This window comes from Streptomyces sp. NPDC045967, from assembly GCF_056430495.1.
Genome location: NZ_JBWKLE010000007.1, coordinates 117,788 through 133,289, shown reverse-complemented (window position 1 = coordinate 133,289; position 15,502 = coordinate 117,788). Strand labels below are relative to the sequence as shown.

General features: G+C 74.1%; 14 protein-coding genes. 11 read left to right on the top strand and 3 right to left on the bottom strand.

All coding sequences use genetic code 11. The features are described 5' to 3' along the window. Position 1: 1 nt before the first annotated feature. Genes cbiQ through AC07FY_RS16855 form a run of 3 tightly spaced genes read left to right on the top strand, consistent with a single transcriptional unit; the run spans position 2 to position 2,740 of the window. Positions 2-763 (top strand): cobalt ECF transporter T component CbiQ, encoded by a 762-nt coding sequence (cbiQ, locus tag AC07FY_RS16865; protein WP_479006641.1) that lies wholly within the window; start codon positions 2-4, stop codon positions 761-763. Next, positions 751-1,539 carry an energy-coupling factor ABC transporter ATP-binding protein gene (locus tag AC07FY_RS16860; RefSeq protein WP_479006638.1) on the top strand — a complete coding sequence of 263 codons (789 nt, stop codon included), beginning with the start codon at positions 751-753 and terminating at the stop codon, positions 1,537-1,539. The genes cbiQ and AC07FY_RS16860 overlap by 13 nt, the downstream gene beginning before the upstream one ends. 22 nt (positions 1,540-1,561) lie before the next feature. After that, on the top strand, positions 1,562-2,740 hold the full coding sequence (locus AC07FY_RS16855; protein ID WP_479007083.1) for a serine hydrolase domain-containing protein: 1,179 nt from the start codon (positions 1,562-1,564) through the stop codon (positions 2,738-2,740). Positions 2,741-2,760: 20 nt separating this feature from the next. On the opposite strand, the gene AC07FY_RS16850 is transcribed toward AC07FY_RS16855, so the two are convergent. Further along, positions 2,761-3,243, bottom strand: coding sequence for a YbaK/EbsC family protein (locus AC07FY_RS16850; RefSeq protein WP_479006636.1), 483 nt, complete (start codon positions 3,241-3,243; stop codon positions 2,761-2,763). Between the two features lie 130 nt (positions 3,244-3,373). Then, positions 3,374-5,023, bottom strand: a complete 1,650-nt coding sequence (locus tag AC07FY_RS16845) for a penicillin-binding transpeptidase domain-containing protein (RefSeq protein WP_479006633.1) — start codon at positions 5,021-5,023, stop codon at positions 3,374-3,376. Positions 5,024-5,163: 140 nt separating this feature from the next. Between AC07FY_RS16845 and AC07FY_RS16840 the strand changes: the two genes are divergently transcribed. Next, a complete protein-coding gene (locus AC07FY_RS16840; RefSeq protein WP_479006630.1) occupies positions 5,164-5,544 on the top strand; it encodes a hypothetical protein in 381 nt (126 codons plus the stop codon). A gap of 45 nt (positions 5,545-5,589) precedes the next feature. Here AC07FY_RS16840 and AC07FY_RS16835 read toward each other — a convergent pair whose 3' ends face one another. Beyond that, on the bottom strand, positions 5,590-7,362 hold the full coding sequence (locus tag AC07FY_RS16835; protein ID WP_479006627.1) for a dolichyl-phosphate-mannose--protein mannosyltransferase: 1,773 nt from the start codon (positions 7,360-7,362) through the stop codon (positions 5,590-5,592). A 124-nt stretch (positions 7,363-7,486) separates the two neighbouring features. On the opposite strand from AC07FY_RS16835, the gene rsmI reads away from it, so the two are divergent. The 7 genes from rsmI (at position 7,487) to AC07FY_RS16800 (ending at position 15,435) form a co-directional block, all read left to right on the top strand. Next, a complete protein-coding gene (gene rsmI / locus AC07FY_RS16830) occupies positions 7,487-8,404 on the top strand; it encodes a 16S rRNA (cytidine(1402)-2'-O)-methyltransferase (protein ID WP_479006624.1) in 918 nt (305 codons plus the stop codon). Positions 8,405-8,543: 139 nt separating this feature from the next. After that, positions 8,544-9,107 (top strand): hypothetical protein, encoded by a 564-nt coding sequence (locus AC07FY_RS16825; protein WP_479006621.1) that lies wholly within the window; start codon positions 8,544-8,546, stop codon positions 9,105-9,107. Between the two features lie 9 nt (positions 9,108-9,116). Continuing rightward, on the top strand, positions 9,117-10,013 hold the full coding sequence (locus tag AC07FY_RS16820; protein WP_479006618.1) for a TatD family hydrolase: 897 nt from the start codon (positions 9,117-9,119) through the stop codon (positions 10,011-10,013). Between the two features lie 130 nt (positions 10,014-10,143). Next, entirely contained in the window at positions 10,144-11,745 is a 1,602-nt protein-coding gene (locus AC07FY_RS16815; protein WP_479006615.1) for a ubiquitin-like domain-containing protein, read from the top strand. Beyond that, entirely contained in the window at positions 11,742-12,644 is a 903-nt protein-coding gene (gene rsmA / locus AC07FY_RS16810; RefSeq protein WP_479006612.1) for a 16S rRNA (adenine(1518)-N(6)/adenine(1519)-N(6))-dimethyltransferase RsmA, read from the top strand. The genes AC07FY_RS16815 and rsmA overlap by 4 nt, the downstream gene beginning before the upstream one ends. Then, positions 12,641-13,537, top strand: a complete 897-nt coding sequence (locus AC07FY_RS16805) for a 4-(cytidine 5'-diphospho)-2-C-methyl-D-erythritol kinase (RefSeq protein ID WP_479006609.1) — start codon at positions 12,641-12,643, stop codon at positions 13,535-13,537. Before rsmA ends, AC07FY_RS16805 begins: the two co-directional genes overlap by 4 nt. A gap of 89 nt (positions 13,538-13,626) precedes the next feature. Continuing rightward, positions 13,627-15,435, top strand: a complete 1,809-nt coding sequence (locus tag AC07FY_RS16800) for an ABC-F family ATP-binding cassette domain-containing protein (protein ID WP_479006606.1) — start codon at positions 13,627-13,629, stop codon at positions 15,433-15,435. Positions 15,436-15,502 lie beyond the last annotated feature (67 nt).

The following is a 15,502-nucleotide window of genomic DNA, read 5'->3' as shown; positions in this document are numbered from 1 at the left end:
CATGGGCGCGGGCCACGCCCACCGGCTCTACCGCGCCGGCCACTCGCCGGTGCACGCCCTGCCGCCGCACTGCAAGCTCGCGGCGACCTTCGCCTTCGTGGTGGTCGTGGTCTCGACCCCGCGCGAGGCGGTGTGGGCCTTCGGGGCCTATGCCGTCCTGCTCGCGGGCGTCGCCGCCGTCGCCCGGGTGCCGGCCGGCTTCCTGCTGCGGCGGCTGCTGATCGAGGTCCCCTTCGTGGCCTTCGCGGTGCTGATGCCCTTCGTGGCCGAGGGGGAGCGGGTCGAGGTCCTCGGCCTGTCGCTCAGCGTCTCCGGACTCTGGGGCGCCTGGAACGTGCTCGCCAAGGGCACCCTCGGCGTGGCCGCGTCCGTCCTCCTCGCCTCGACGACCGAGCTGCGGGCGCTGCTGCTCGGCCTCCAGCGGCTGAGGCTGCCACCGCTGCTGGTCCAGATCGCCTCCTTCATGATCCGGTACGGCGACGTGATCACCGGCGAACTGCGGCGGATGTCCATCGCCCGGCGCTCGCGCGGCTTCGAGGCGCGCGGGATCCGGCACTGGGGCGTGCTGGCCAAGACGGCCGGCGCGCTGTTCATCCGCTCCTACGAGCGCGGCGAGCGGGTCTACCTGGCGATGGTCAGCCGGGGCTACACCGGCTCGATGCCGATGATCGACGAGGCGGTGGCCACCCGCGCGCAGTGGGCTTACGCGGCCGTCCTCCCCGTGACGGCCCTCGCCGTCTGTCTGATGGGATGGAACCTGTGACCGCTCCCCGCCCCGCCCCGTCGTCCTCCGCCGTGCCCTCCCTGGAGGTGGCCGGCCTCGCCTACGCCTACCCCGACGGCCACCAGGCCCTCTTCGGGGTCGACCTGACCGTCGGATCCGGCGAGCGGGTGGCCCTGCTCGGGCCGAACGGCGCCGGCAAGACCACCCTCGTCCTGCACCTCAACGGCATCCTGGCCGGCGGGGTCGGCTCGGTGCGCGTCGCCGGGACGCCGGTGGGCAAGCGCACCCTCGCCGAGGTGCGGCGCCGCGTCGGCATCGTCTTCCAGGACCCCGACGACCAGCTCTTCATGCCGACCGTCCGGGAGGACGTGGCCTTCGGCCCGGCCGCCGCCGGGATGCGCGGCGCCGAGCTGGAGGAGCGGGTGCGGGACGCGCTGGAGCAGGTCGGCATGGCCGCCTTCGCCGACCGGCCCCCGCACCACCTGTCCTTCGGGCAGCGCCGGCGGGTGGCGATGGCGACCGTCCTGGCCATGCGGCCCGAGATCCTCGTCCTCGACGAGCCCTCCTCCAACCTGGATCCGGCCTCGCGCCGCGAGCTGGCGGACATCCTGCGCTCGCTCGACGTGACGGTGCTGATGGTGACGCACGACCTGCCGTACGCGCTGGAGCTGTGTCCGCGCGCGGTGATCCTCAGCGAGGGCGTGATCGCCGCCGACGGCCGGACCCAGGACCTGCTGTGCGACGAGGACCTGATGCGGGCCCACCGCCTGGAGCTGCCGTTCGGCTTCGACCCGCGTTCGGTATCGGTGGCATAAGCACCGGTCCCGGGTTGTTGCACTGCCCGTGGACATCCAGGGTGTGGTGACGGAGGGCTTCGAGCCCGTCAGGGACGCGTTCGTACGCAACTTCGAGGTGCTCGGGGACCGGGGCGCGGCCGTCGCCGTGTACCGGGACGGCCGCAAGGTCGTCGACCTGTGGGGCGGCACCAAGGACGCGGACGGCAGCGGGCCCCGGCCCCCGTGGACCGCGGACACCGCGCAGATCGTCCGCTCCGCCACCAAGGGGGTCGCCGCCGCGGTACCGCTACTGCTGCACCAGCGGGGGCTGCTGGACCTGGACGCGCCGGTGGGCGCGTACTGGCCGGAGTTCAAGGCGGCCGGCAAGGACCGGACCCTCGTCCGCGACCTGCTCGCGCACCGCGCGGGGCTGCCGGCGCTGGACCGCGGGCTGAGCGCGGCCGAGGCGGCGGACGGGATCTCCGGCCCGCTGGCGCTCGCGGAGCAGCGGCCGTTCTGGGAGCCCGGCACCGGGCACGGCTACCACGCGCAGACCTACAGCTGGCTGCTGTCGGAGCTGGTGCTGCGGGCGACCGGGCGCACGGTCGGCGGCCTCCTCGCCGAGGAGATCGCGGAGCCGCTGGGCCTGGAGTTCTGGATCGGCCTGCCGGAGAGCGAGGTCCACCGGGTGGGGCGGGTGGCGCCGGTCGATCCGCCGGAGAGCGCGGGCATGCTCAAGACCCGGCCGAGGAGGAACGTTTCCGAGGCGTACGCCGACCCAAACTCCCTGACCCGCCGCGCCTTCGCGGCCATCGACCCGCTGCCCGACGAGAACGATCCCGCCTACCGGGCGGCCGAGCTGCCCGCCTCGAACGGCATCGGCACGGCCCGCGCGCTGGCCCGCTTCTACGCGGCGACCACCGACGTGGTGGAGGACGGCGCGCGGATCTTCACCCCGGCCACGACCGCCCTGGCCGGCAAGGAGCTCTCGGCGGGCCCGGACCGCGTCCTGGTGGTGAACACCCGCTTCGGCCCCGGCTACATGCTGCACGGCCCGGCCTCGCCGCTGCTCTCGCCGACCTCCTTCGGCCACCCGGGCCGCGGCGGCTCGCTGGCCTTCGCGGACCCGGAGGCGGGCATCGGCTTCGGCTACGTCACCAACGCCCACGCCAAGTCGGTCACGGCCGACCCCCGCGCCCAGGCTCTGGTACGGGCCCTGCGGACGGCGCTCACCGCCTGAGGCGGCCCGCGGCCCTGCGGTCAGCCTGCGGCTTCCCGTACGTCGGCGAGGGTGGCCCCGGCGTGTTCGACGAGTTGCTCCGGATCCATCGGGAAGACGGTGTTCGGGGTGCCGGCGGCGGCCCAGACCACATCGTGGCCGAGCAGCCGCCGGTCGGCGAGGACCCGGGTGCGGGTGCGGTGCCCGAACGGCGGGACGCCCCCGATGGCGTAACCCGTCGCCTCGCGCACCAGTGCGGCATCCGCCCGGGTGACCTTCCGCGCGCCGAGCTCCCGGCGCACCGCCTCCACGTCCACCCGCGAGGCCCCGTCCATCAGGACCAGCACCGGGACCCCGTCCGCGGCGAAGATCAGCGACTTCACGATCTGGCCGAGCTCGCAGCCGATCGCGGCGGCCGCGTCGGCCGCGGTACGGGTCCCTTCGGGAAACGCCCGAACGCCGAGCTCGAGCCCGAGCCCGGCGAGGGCCTCGGCGAACCGGGGGTGCGTGGAGGTGGTCGTCATGGAAGGACGCTAGCGCCGCCGGGGGACCGGACGCGAGGCGGTTTCACCCCGGGGAAGGATCCCTCCGGCGCGCGGCCTGGTGCCGCGACAGGCAGCCGAGGCCCGAGGCCCGGGGCCGTCCGCCGGGGCGTCAGCGGGCGTTCAGGACCGTTGCGACGATCGGGCCCGCCGCGTCGCCGCCGTGGCCGCCGGCCTCGACCATGGCCGCCGCCGCCACGTCCCCGCTGAAGCCGGTGAACCAGCTGTCGGGGCTGCCCGCGCCGTCGACCTCCGCGGAGCCGGTCTTCGCGCCCTTGTCCGAGCCGGTGACCGAGGACATCGCCTCGCGGCCGGTGCCGCTCGTCGCCGTCAGCTTCATCATCGAGACCAGCTGCTGCTGCACCGAGGGCTTCATGCGCCGCTGCGCCGTCGCGATCGTGCGGCCGTCGAGCTCCGGGGAGACCAGGAGCGGCTGGCGGAACACGCCCGTGCGGGCGGTCGCCGTGATCGAGGCGACGTTGAGCGGGTTCATGGTGATCTGGCCCTGCCCGATGTACTCGGCGGCCGCCGCCGCGCCCGTCGCCGCGGGGACCTTGCCGTCGGTGGACTTCACGCCCGTCTTCCAGTCCAGCCCGATGCCGAAGACCTCCGCGGCCTCCTTCGGCAGCGCGGAGTCGTCGTCCACGGGCTTGATCTGCTTGATGAAGGCCGTGTTGCAGGAACGGGCGAAGGAGGTCGCGAAGCTGGTGCCGGCCGGCAGCTCGAAGTTCTTGAGGTTGTGGAACGGCCGGCCGCCCCAGGACACCTCCTTCGGGCACTCCGCCGGCTTGTCGGCCGCCACCAGGCCGCGGTCCAGCAGCATCGCCCCCGTCACGATCTTCATCGTCGAGCCGGGCGCCCGGTTGCCGGTCATCGCCGCGTTGTAGCCGTCCGCGCGGTGGTTGGCGACGGCGAGGATGTGCCCGCTGCTGGGCTTGATCGCGACGACCGAGGATTCGGGGAACCTGGCGACCGCCTGCTCGGCCGCCGCCTGGACCTTCGCGTCCAGGTAGGTCTTCAGGACGCTCGGCTTGCCCTCGACCAGGGTGAGCAGGGTCCGCTTCGGCGCGTTCTGCTCCGCCGGCTCGATCCAGACCTCGACGCCCGACGCGCCGCCCGCCTTGGCCCCGTACGCCTCGCGCAACTCGGCGAGGACCGGTCGCAGCGAGGGGAACTTCTCGGCGGTCAGCTCCTCGCCGTTGCGGTCCACGGCCTTGACCGGCGGGCTGGCGGGAGTGCCCGCGCGCATCCTCTCGTCCTTCTTCACATCCGGGTGGATCACCGAAGGCTGCCAGTCGACCAGCGGCTTCCCGCTGGTCAGGCCGCGCACCACGGTCAGCTGGGAGTCGTAGGCGAGGGGCTTGGTCGTGCCCTCGTAACTGACCTCCGCCTCGACCTTGAACGGCACGGTGGTGCCGTTCGGCGTGCCCGGAGTGATCACCGCCTTGGACACGTACGCCTTGGACCGGTAGTCGGCGACGGCGGTCTGCGCGGCCTGCGCGTTGTTGGTCAGATCGGCCGCCCCGCGGTCGTCCCCGGCGGCCCAGGCGGCCAGGAAGGCCTTCGCGGTCGCCGCGGCCTCCTTCTCGGTGACGGGGCCGCTGCCCTTCTCCGACCGGACGCCCGTCCCGTTCGTGGCCGCGTCCTTGCTCCTGCCGTCGTCGCCCGCGTCCCCGACCAGGGCGTACACCCCGTAGCCGGTGCCGCCGAGCAGGGCGAGGAACACCCCGCCGATGACGGCGCCCTTCGCTACCCCGTTCACTTGTCGCTCCTCCCCCGGAACCCCGTTCTCTGAACACGTTCAAAGAACCTTCGGTGCAGACCTTACGCTGCGTTGCCGAACCCGTTCGCTCTTGTTACCGGACCGGAACATCGATGGCCGAAAAGGAGCGGAGAAAGGCAGTGAGCCGGTTGGATCGCCCGATGAACCCCGTCCACCCGGCCCAGGAGATGTACCGCGAGCCGGGGCCCGGCCTCGACCTCGACCTCGCCGAGGTCCTGCGTTCGGGCCGGGACGAGCGGGGTCCGGGCCGCTACGAGACGCTGGTCTGCGCCGGCGCCCTGGAGGGCGTCCCCGTCCTGACGTTCACCGCGCCCTGGCGCCTGCGCGAGGCGGACTGGGTCGCACCGTCCGCCGCGTACGTGCGGCACCTGGCGGCGGGCCTGCTGGAGTCCGGCGCGTGGACCGGCCGGTCCGTCGCCGACTACCTCGCCGGGTGCCCGGGCGCGGCCGGCCACTGGACCCCCGACCGGATCCTGCACCTGCTGGCCGACGACACATGACGCGCGACACCTGACGCGCGACCGGCCGGCCTCGCCCGGGCGGAGCTAGACCCAGGTGTCCAGCCACATCCGGGCCCGCCAGGAGTCCATCGGCAGGGCCTCGCCCGTGTAGATGGGCCAGAAGTAGATGAAGTTCCACACGATCAGCAGGACCAGGACGCCCGCGCCGACCGCGCCCAGCGTCCGGCGGCGTTCCGTCGAGCCGGCCGGGCCCAGGAGGGCGCCGATCATCATCGCCACCGCCAGGCACAGGTACGGGACGAACACCACCGCGTAGAAGAAGAAGATGGTGCGCTCCTGGTAGTTGAACCAGGGCAGCAGGCCCGCGCCCAGGGCGCACGCGACCGCACCCGCCCGCCAGTCGCGGCGGAAGAACCACCGCCACAGCACGTACAGCAGCGCGAAGCAGCCCGCCCACCACAGCAGCGGGGTGCCCAGCGCCAGCACCTCGCGGGCGCACTTGCCGGCCGCCGTCGCCGGGCACCCGTCGGTGCCGGGTTCCGGGGACTCGTAGAAGTACGAGACGGGCCGGCCGAGGACCAGCCAGCTCCACGGGTTCGACTCGTAGGTGTGCCCCGAGGTCAGGCCGACGTGGAACGAGTACACCTCGGTCTCGTAGTGCCACAGGCTGCGCAGCCACTCCGGCAGGAACGACAGCGCGCTGTCCTGGTCGTTCTTCGCGGCCCAGTCGCGCAGGTATCCGCCCTTGCCGTTGTCCGGGCTGAAGATCCAGCCGGACCAGGACGCCACGTACGTCACCACCGCGACGGGGACCGTCGAGACGAACGCGGGCAGCGCGTCGCGGCGCAGCATCGCCGTGTACGGGGCGCCCGCGCCCGCCGTGCGCCGTGCGGCGGCGTCCCACAGGACGGTCAGGATGCCGAAGAAGGCCAGGACGACGAAGCCGTTCCACTTCGTGCCGGCGGCCAGGCCCAGGCAGACGCCGGCCAGGATCCGGTACGGGCGCCAGCCCAGCCGCAGCGTCTCGGCGGTCTTCGCATCGGGCCGGGTCCTGCCCTCGTCGTCCACCGGGAGCGCGTCCGCGAGCCGGGCCCGGGTCCGGTCCCGGTCGATGAGCAGGGATCCGAAGGAGGCGAGCACGAAGAACATCAGCACCAGGTCGAGCAGCGCGGTGCGGCTCATCACCAGGTGCAGGCCGTCCACCGCGAGCAGCGCCCCCGCCAGGCACCCCAGGAAGGTCGAGCGGAACAGCCGCCGCCCGATCCGGCACAGCATCAGCACCGAGAGGGTGCCGAGCACGGCGGTCATGAACCGCCAGCCGAAGGGGGTGAGGCCCCACATCCACTCGCCGAGCCCGATGACCCACTTGCCGACGGGCGGGTGCACCACGTAGCCCGGGTCCGGCGGGAGGGGGACCGAGCCGGGGTCGGCGAGGATCGACTTGTCGATGTCCTTGGGCCAGCTCGCCTCGTAGCCCTGCTTGATCGTGGCCCAGGCGTCCTTGGCGTAGTAGGTCTCGTCGAATATCACCGCCTTCGGGCTGCCCAGGTGCACGAACCGCAGCACACCGGCGACGAGCGCCACCAGCAGCGGCCCCGCCCACGCCAGGACCCGTTGCCAGGTCCCCCACACCTTCGGCGGCAGCCCGAAGGTCATCCACAGCTGCGGGGACGGCTGGGCGTACGGGGGCACCAGGCGGGTGCGCACGTCGTCGCGGCCCGCACCGGCGCCGCCCCGCGGCAGGTAGCCGAAGGCGCGCAGGCGGCGCAGCCAGGTGGGCGGCTCGTCTGCGCGTCCCGCCGGCGGGACGGGCGGGGCCCCCGCGGGGCTGGGCGGCGGCGTCGCGGTCTTGGTCACCGGGTCATGGTAGGGAACGGATCTGTGGGAACCCCAGCACCGGGGGTCCGGGCGCGGGGCCGGGGCGGTCCGCGCGAGGGGGCGTCCGCGCGAGGGGACGGAGCCGGGCTGAGAGGATGGGCTGGTGACGACTGACCAGCCCCGCGGTAGCGAGCCCACCTCCCCGGCCGGAGTCCTCGTGCTCGCCGGCACCCCCATCGGCGACCTCGCGGACGCCCCGCCGCGGCTCGCGACCGAGCTGGAGCGGGCCGACGTGATCGCGGCCGAGGACACCCGGCGGCTGCGCCGGCTCACCCAGGGCCTCGGCGTGCACACCACCGGGCGGGTCCTGTCCTACTTCGAGGGCAACGAGTCCGCGCGCACCCCGGAGCTGGTCGAGGCCCTGTCCGGCGGGGCGCGCGTGCTGCTCGTGACCGACGCCGGGATGCCCTCGGTGTCCGATCCCGGTTACCGGCTGGTGGCCGCCGCCGTCGAGAAGGACATCAAGGTCACCGCGGTTCCCGGGCCGTCCGCGGTGCTCACCGCACTGGCCATGTCGGGGCTGCCGGTGGACCGGTTCTGCTTCGAGGGCTTCCTGCCGCGCAAGGCGGGCGAGCGCCTCGGCCGGCTCCGCGAGGTGGCGGCCGAACGCCGCACGCTCGTCTACTTCGAGGCCCCGCACCGGCTCGACGACACCCTGGCGGCCATGGCCGAGGTGTTCGGCGCCGAGCGCCGCGCCGCCGTGTGCCGCGAGCTGACCAAAACGTACGAGGAGGTCAAGCGCGGCGGGCTCGGCGAGCTGGCGGCCTGGGCCGCCGAGGGCGTCCGCGGGGAGATCACCGTCGTGGTGGAGGGCGCCCCCGCCCAGGCCCCGGGCGATGTGGACGACGAGGAACTGGTGCGCAGGGTGCGGGTGCGTGAGGAGGCGGGGGAGCGGCGCAAGGAGGCCATCGCGGCGGTCGCCGCCGAGGCCGGAGTACCCAAGCGCGAGGTGTTCGACGCGGTGGTCGCGGCAAAGAACGCGGCACAAAAGGTGTCCGCAGTCGGTAAAGGGCTAACCTGAAAGGCAAAGCCCAGACCGCGCACCGGGGGCTTTGGGCATGAGTCGCCCAAATGCCGTCCAACACTGGACAGGGCCTGATGCGCTCCCGCCCGTTGAGGCGTCCACTGGCCATGGCACCAGTGGAACAAGAGGAGCTGGCATGAGTGAGATCGCTGAGACCCCGGTACCCGTGACAGCGCCCGGCGCGCCCGTCGGCCCTGCCGTGCAGACCGTGCGGGAGGCTTACTCCTTCGCGTGCATGAGGTGCGGGTACGGCTGGGAGCAGACCTACGCCATAGAGCACCACGTGGACGGCAGGGGCGAGCCGTTCATCGTGTACAAGGCCGACGGCGAGCGGGTGCCCTCCCCGCTGTCCGACCCGACCTGCCACAACTGCGGCGGGCACGTGGTCCGGATCATGCGCGCGGGACAGGTCTCCTCGGTGCTCAGCACGCTCGACCGGCTCTACCACCACCCCGTCGCCCCCGGCATCGCCGGGCCCGTCCCGGCGGGCGCGGACCTGCCCCGGCCGCCGAAGCAGGGCAAGGCGGGGCAGCACCGGCCCGGGCGGGAGAAGACCGGCCGGCACGAGACCGGCCGCCACCAGGCCGGGCGGCGCGGAGCGGCCCGTCCGCACGACGCCCCGGGGCCCGTCGCCGTCGACCCGTCCGAGAAGGACCCGGGCCCGCTGTCCCGTCTGCTGGGGATCTTCCGCCGGTCATAGGATCGGCCCATGAGCACTTCGCCGGCCCCGGCCTCCAGGGCCTCCAAGGACGCGCCTCCACCGCTGCCCGAACCGCTCCGGGTGGCGGTGGCGGACTCGCACACCCACCTCGACATGCAGTCCGGCACCGTCGAGGAGGGCCTCGCGAAGGCCGCCTCGGTGGGTGTGGTCGCGGTCGTGCAGGTGGGCTGCGACGTGAAGGGCTCCCGCTGGGCCGCCGAGACGGCCGCCGCGTACGACAACGTCCACGCGGCCGTGGCCCTGCACCCGAACGAGGCGCCCCGGATCGTCCACGGCGACCCTGACGGCTGGTCGCGGCAGGGAGCCCGGCCGGGCGGCGGCGAGGCCGCGCTCGACGAGGCGCTGGCCGAGATCGAGGCCCTGGCCGCCCTCGACCACGTCAAGGCGGTCGGCGAGACCGGGCTGGACCACTTCCGGACCGGGCCGGAGGGGATGGCCGCGCAGGAGCGTTCCTTCCGCGCCCACATCGAGATCGCCAAGCGCCGGGGCAAGGCCCTCGTCATCCACGACCGCGACGCGCACGCCGACGTGCTGCGCGTCCTGCGGGAGGAGGGCGCTCCGGAGCGCACCGTCTTCCACTGCTTCTCGGGGGACGCCGACATGGCGCGGGAGTGCGCCGCCGCCGGCTACTACATGTCCTTCGCCGGAACGGTCACCTTCAAGAACGCGGCCCCGCTGCGCGAGGCGCTGGCCGTGGCCCCGCTGGAGCTCGTGCTCGTGGAGACCGACGCCCCCTACCTCACCCCGGCGCCCTACCGCGGGCGGCCCAACGCCCCGTACCTCCTTCCGCTGACCGTCCGCGCGATGGCCGCGGTCCGCGGCATCCACGAGGACGCGATGGCCGCGGCGCTGGCCGCCAACACCGCCCGCGCGTTCGCCTACTGACCGCCGGACCGCCGGACCGCCCCGTCAGTCGACACGCTGTGTGACCGCACGGCTTTGGTGCGTGACGAGTCCTCCGCTAAGGTGCCGTGCCCGAACCAGCGGGTGCCGGAACAGCAGTGGAGCGAGCGTCGTGAGCGATACGCAGGGCAGTCACCGCCGTGGCGGTCCGGTTCCGGGTGCGTACGGGGTTCCGGGTGCGTACCGGGATGCGGGCGCGTACGGGAATCCGGGTGCGTACGGCGATCCGGGTGCGCCGGATCCGGGCGCCGATCCGGGATTCCCCGGCCCGCGCCGGGCCGGTCGCCGCCGGGCCCGCCAGGGCGGGCAGTCGGCCGGATGGGTCGACCCCGAGGCGCCGACCGTGGCCGCCACGCTGCCGGGCCACGCCGGCCACGGGTTCGCCGCCGGGGCGGCCGACGCGGCCGAGCTCGCGGTGGCGGTCGGCCCCGGTCCCGGTCGGCGCCGGGCCCCCGCCGCCCTGCTGCCCGGGCCCGCGCCGGCGCCGTGGCCCGTGCCCGTGCCCGCGCCGGGGTCCGAGCCGGAGTCCGCGCCCGCGCCGGGGAGGGCGCCCGGGCCCGGCACCGGCAGACGCCGCCGCGGTGCCCCCGCCGGACCCCCGGCACCCCTGGCCGGCCCCCCGCCGGCCCCTTGGCGCCGGATGGTGCCGCAGGCCCTGGTCGTCGCCTTCCTCGCCGGGGGCACCAGCGCCTTCGTCGCCGCCGACAAGGCGGTACGGCTCACCGTCGACGGCGTCCCGCGCACCCTGCACACCTTCGCCGACGACGTCGACGAACTGCTGGCCTCCGAGGGCCTCGACGTCGGACCGCACGACCTGGTGTCCCCCGCCCCCGGCGCCCGCCTCGACGACGGCGAACAGGTCCTCGTCCGCTACGGCCGACCCCTGCGCCTCACCGTCGACGGCCGGCAGAGCCAGGTGTGGACCACGGCCCGCACCGTCGAGGGCGCGCTGCGCCAGTTCGGCATCCGCGCCGAGGGCGCCTTCCTCTCCTTGCCCCGCACGGCCCCCGTGCCGCGCGCCGGACTCGCCCTCAGCGTCCGCACCGAACGCAGCGTCACCTTCATGGCCGACGGCCGCGAACGCACCATCCGCACCAACGCAGCCAGTGTCCAGGAGGCCCTCGACCAGGCCGGCATCGCCCTGGGCGGCCAGGACACCACCTCCGTGCCGCCCACCGCCTTCCCGCGCGACGGCCAGACCATCACCGTGCTGCGCATCTCCGGCACTCGCGAGGTCCGCGAGGAGCGCATCCCGTACGGCACCGAGCGGGTCGAGGACGCCACCCTCTTCACCGGCACCGAGGTCGTCGAACGGGCCGGCCGGCCCGGAGCCCGCCGGGTCACCTACAGCCTGCGCACCGTCAACGGGGTCCGCCAGAAGCCCCGCCGCATCGCCGACGAGACCGTCCGCGAGCCCGTCACCCAGCGCGTCAGGGTCGGCACGAAGCCGCTGCCCGCCTCCGTCTCCGGCGCCGACGGCCTGAACTGGGCGGCCCTCGCCCAGTGCGAGTCGGGCGGCCGTCCCTCGGCCACCGACCCCTCGGGGACGTACGGCGGCCTCTATCAGTTCGACGTACGGACCTGGCAGGGCCTCGGCGGCAGCGGCCGCCCGCAGGACGCCCCGGCCGCGGAGCAGACCTACCGGGCCAAGAAGCTCTACGTGCAGCGGGGGGCGAGTCCGTGGCCGCACTGCGGCCGTAGGCTTAGCGGGTGAGCACCGCAGAGCAGCAGCCCAACGACACCCCTTCCGACGCCCTCCTCGGGCCGGCCGACGTCCGGGAGCTGGCGGCCGCACTCGGTGTGCGCCCGACCAAGCAGAAGGGTCAGAACTTCGTCATCGACGCCAACACGGTGCGCCGGATCGTGCGCACCGCCGAGGTGCGGCCGGACGACGTGGTCGTCGAGGTCGGCCCCGGACTGGGCTCGCTGACGCTCGCGCTGCTGGAGGCCGCCGACCGGGTGACGGCCGTCGAGATCGACGACATCCTGGCGGCGGCGCTGCCCGCCACCATCGAGGCCCGGATGCCCGGGCGCAAGGACCGCTTCGCGCTGGTCCACTCCGACGCGATGCTGGTGACGGAGCTGCCCGGCCCGGCGCCGACCGCGCTCGTGGCCAATCTCCCGTACAACGTGGCCGTGCCCGTGCTGCTGACCATGCTCGACCGGTTCCCGACCATCGAGCGGACCCTGGTGATGGTGCAGGCCGAGGTCGCCGACCGGCTCGCCGCCGAACCGGGCAGCAAGGTCTACGGGGTGCCCTCCGTCAAGGCCAACTGGTACGCGCACGTCAAGCGCGCCGGCGCCATCGGCCGCAAGGTCTTCTGGCCGGCGCCGAACGTCGACTCCGGGCTCGTCTCGCTGGTACGGAGGGCGGAGCCGATCAAGACGACCGCCTCGAAGGCGGAGGTCTTCGCGGTGGTGGACGCCGCCTTCGCCCAGCGCCGCAAGACGCTGCGCGCGGCGCTGGCCGGCTGGGCCGGCTCGCCGGCGGAGGCCGAGGCCGCGCTGGTCGCCGCCGGGGTCTCGCCGCAGGCGCGCGGAGAGGCGCTGACGGTCGAGGAGTTCGCCGCGATCGCCGAGCACAAGCCCGAGGCGCGGAGGCCGGCGCTGTGAGCGTGACCGTACGGGCCCCCGCGAAGGTCAACGTCCAGCTGGCGGTGGGCGCGGCCCGCCCCGACGGCTTCCACGACCTCGCGAACGTCTTCCTCGCCGTCTCGCTGTTCGACGAGGTCACGGCGACGGCCGCCGACGCGCTGAGCGTGACCTGCACGGGGCCGGACGCCGACCAGGTGCCCCTGGACCGCACGAACCTCGCGGCGCGCGCCGCCGAGGCCCTGGCGGCCCGCGCCGGCATCGCCCCCGCGGTCCACCTGCACATCGAGAAGAACATCCCGGTGGCGGGCGGCATGGCGGGCGGCAGCGCCGACGGCGCGGCGGCCCTGCTGGCCTGCGACACCCTGTGGGGCCTGGACACCCCGCACGCCGAACTCCTCGACCTGTGCGCGGAGCTCGGCAGCGACGTCCCCTTCAGCCTGCTCGGCGGGGCCGCGCTCGGCACCGGCCGCGGTGAGCTGCTGACCCCGGTCGCAGCGGGCACGTTCCACTGGGTGTTCGCGGTGGCCGACGGCGGGCTGTCCACCCCGGCGGTGTTCCGTGAGTTCGACCGCCTCACGGCCGGCAGCCGGATCCCCGCGCCCGAGGCCTCACCGGCGCTCCTGGCGGCCCTCGCCTCGGGGGACGCGGAGGCGCTGGCGGGCACGCTGGCCAACGACCTCCAGCCGGCGGCCCTCTCGCTGCGGCCGCGGCTCGCCGACACCCTCGCGGCGGGCACCGACGGCGGCGCGCTGGCCGCGCTGGTCTCGGGCTCCGGCCCCACGACGGCCTTCCTGTGCCGGGACGCGGAGTCCGCCGGGAAGGTCGCGGCCGCCCTGGAAGCCTCCGGTACCTGCCGCACCACCCGGACCGCCGCCGGCCCCGCGCCGGGCGCCACGGTCCTGCGGACCTGAAAGCGCCGCCGCCTCGTGGCGCGGCCCGCCCCGGCCCGGAGGGTTAGGCTGACCGGGCTGATCCACACCCTTTCCCTGGAGCGCGTCTGATGGCCGTCAATCTGGTCAATGTCGAGGCAGTCAGCAAGGTGTACGGCACACGTACCCTGCTCGACGGCATCTCCCTCGGCGTGTCCGAGGGAGACCGGATCGGTGTCGTCGGCCGCAACGGCGACGGCAAGACCACCCTCATCCGGATGCTCGCCAAGCTGGAGGAACCCGACGCCGGCCGGGTCACCCAGTCCGGCGGCCTGCGCATGGGGGTGCTCACCCAGCACGACTCCCTGGACCCGGCGGCCACCATCCGGCACGAGATCATCCGGGACATGGCCGACCACGAGTGGGCCGGCAACGCCAAGATCCGCGACGTCCTGACCGGCCTGTTCGGCGGGCTCGACCTGCCCGGCTTCGGTCAGGGCCTCGACACCGTCATCGGCCCGCTCTCCGGCGGCGAGCGCCGCCGCATCGCGCTCGCCCAGCTGCTCATCGCCGACCAGGACCTCCTCGTCCTCGACGAGCCCACCAACCACCTCGACGTGGAGGGCATCTCCTGGCTGGCCCGCCACCTCCAGGAACGCCGCTCGGCCCTGGTCTGCGTCACCCACGACCGGTGGTTCCTGGACCAGGTCTGCACCCGCATGTGGGACGTCCAGCGCGGTGACGTGCACGAGTACGAGGGCGGCTACAGCGACTACGTCTTCGCCCGCGCCGAGCGCGAACGCATCGCCGCCACCGAGGAGCAGAAGCGGCAGAACCTGATGCGCAAGGAGCTGGCCTGGCTGCGCCGCGGCGCCCCCGCCCGCACCTCCAAGCCCCGCTACCGCATCGAGGCCGCCAACGAGCTCATCGCCGACGTGCCGCCCCCGCGCGACCGCTCCGAGCTGATGCGCTTCGCCAACGCCCGCCTCGGCAAGACCGTGTTCGAGCTGGAGGACGTGACGGTCCAGGCCGGCCCCAAGACCCTCCTCAAGCACCTCACCTGGCACCTGGGCCCCGGGGACCGCATCGGCCTCGTCGGGGTCAACGGCGCCGGCAAGACCTCCCTGCTGCGCGCCCTCGCCGACGCCGCCCGGACCCAGGGTGAAACCCAGCCCGCCGCGGGCAAGGTGACGGTCGGCAAGACCGTCAAGCTGGCCTACCTCTCCCAGGAGGTCGGCGAACTCGACCCGTCGCTGCGCGTCCTGGAAGCCGTCCAGCGCGTCCGCGACCGCGTCGACCTCGGCAAGGGCCGCGAGATGACGGCGGGCCAGCTCTGCGAGCAGTTCGGCTTCACCAAGGAGAAGCAGTGGACGCCGGTCGGCGACCTCTCCGGCGGCGAGCGCCGCCGGCTGCAGATCCTGCGCCTGCTGATGGACGAGCCCAACGTCCTCTTCCTCGACGAGCCCACCAACGACCTGGACATCGAGACCCTGACCCAGCTCGAGGACCTCCTCGACAGCTGGCCCGGTTCGATGATCGTCATCTCCCACGACCGGTTCTTCATCGAGCGCACCACCGACACGGTGATGGCGCTGCTCGGCGACGCGAGCCTGCGGATGCTGCCGCGCGGGCTGGACGAGTACCTCGAACGCCGTCAGCGGATGATCGAGGCGGCCGCCCCGGCGCCGGCCCCGGCCGCCGCGGCGGGCGCGAAGTCCACCACCTCCTCCGGGGACTCCCGCGCCGCGAAGAAGGAGCTCCAGAAGATCGAGCGGCAGCTGAACAAGCTCTCCGACCGGGAGAGCAACCTGCACGCGCGGATCGCCGAGAACTCCACCGACTACGACAAGGTGGCCAAGCTCGACGCCGAGCTGCGGGAACTGCTCACCGAGCGGGACGAGTTGGAGATGCGCTGGCTGGAGCTGGCCGAGGAGGCGTAGCCGCTGCTGGTCCGCGCCGCCGCCCGGCCGGATAACGACGCCGTCACGAGCCGGTCCGCCCTTGGGA

Excerpts from the sequence above, each read along its gene's own strand:
- cbiQ (WP_479006641.1), top strand. The coding sequence starts at position 2 with ATGGGCGCGGGCCACGCCCACCGGCTCTACCGCGCCGGCCACTCGCCG.
- AC07FY_RS16860 (WP_479006638.1), top strand. The coding sequence starts at position 751 with ATGGAACCTGTGACCGCTCCCCGCCCCGCCCCGTCGTCCTCCGCCGTG.
- AC07FY_RS16850 (WP_479006636.1), bottom strand. The coding sequence starts at position 3,243 with ATGACGACCACCTCCACGCACCCCCGGTTCGCCGAGGCCCTCGCCGGG.
- AC07FY_RS16825 (WP_479006621.1), top strand. The coding sequence starts at position 8,544 with ATGAGTGAGATCGCTGAGACCCCGGTACCCGTGACAGCGCCCGGCGCG.
- AC07FY_RS16820 (WP_479006618.1), top strand. The coding sequence starts at position 9,117 with ATGAGCACTTCGCCGGCCCCGGCCTCCAGGGCCTCCAAGGACGCGCCT.
- AC07FY_RS16800 (WP_479006606.1), top strand. The coding sequence starts at position 13,627 with ATGGCCGTCAATCTGGTCAATGTCGAGGCAGTCAGCAAGGTGTACGGC.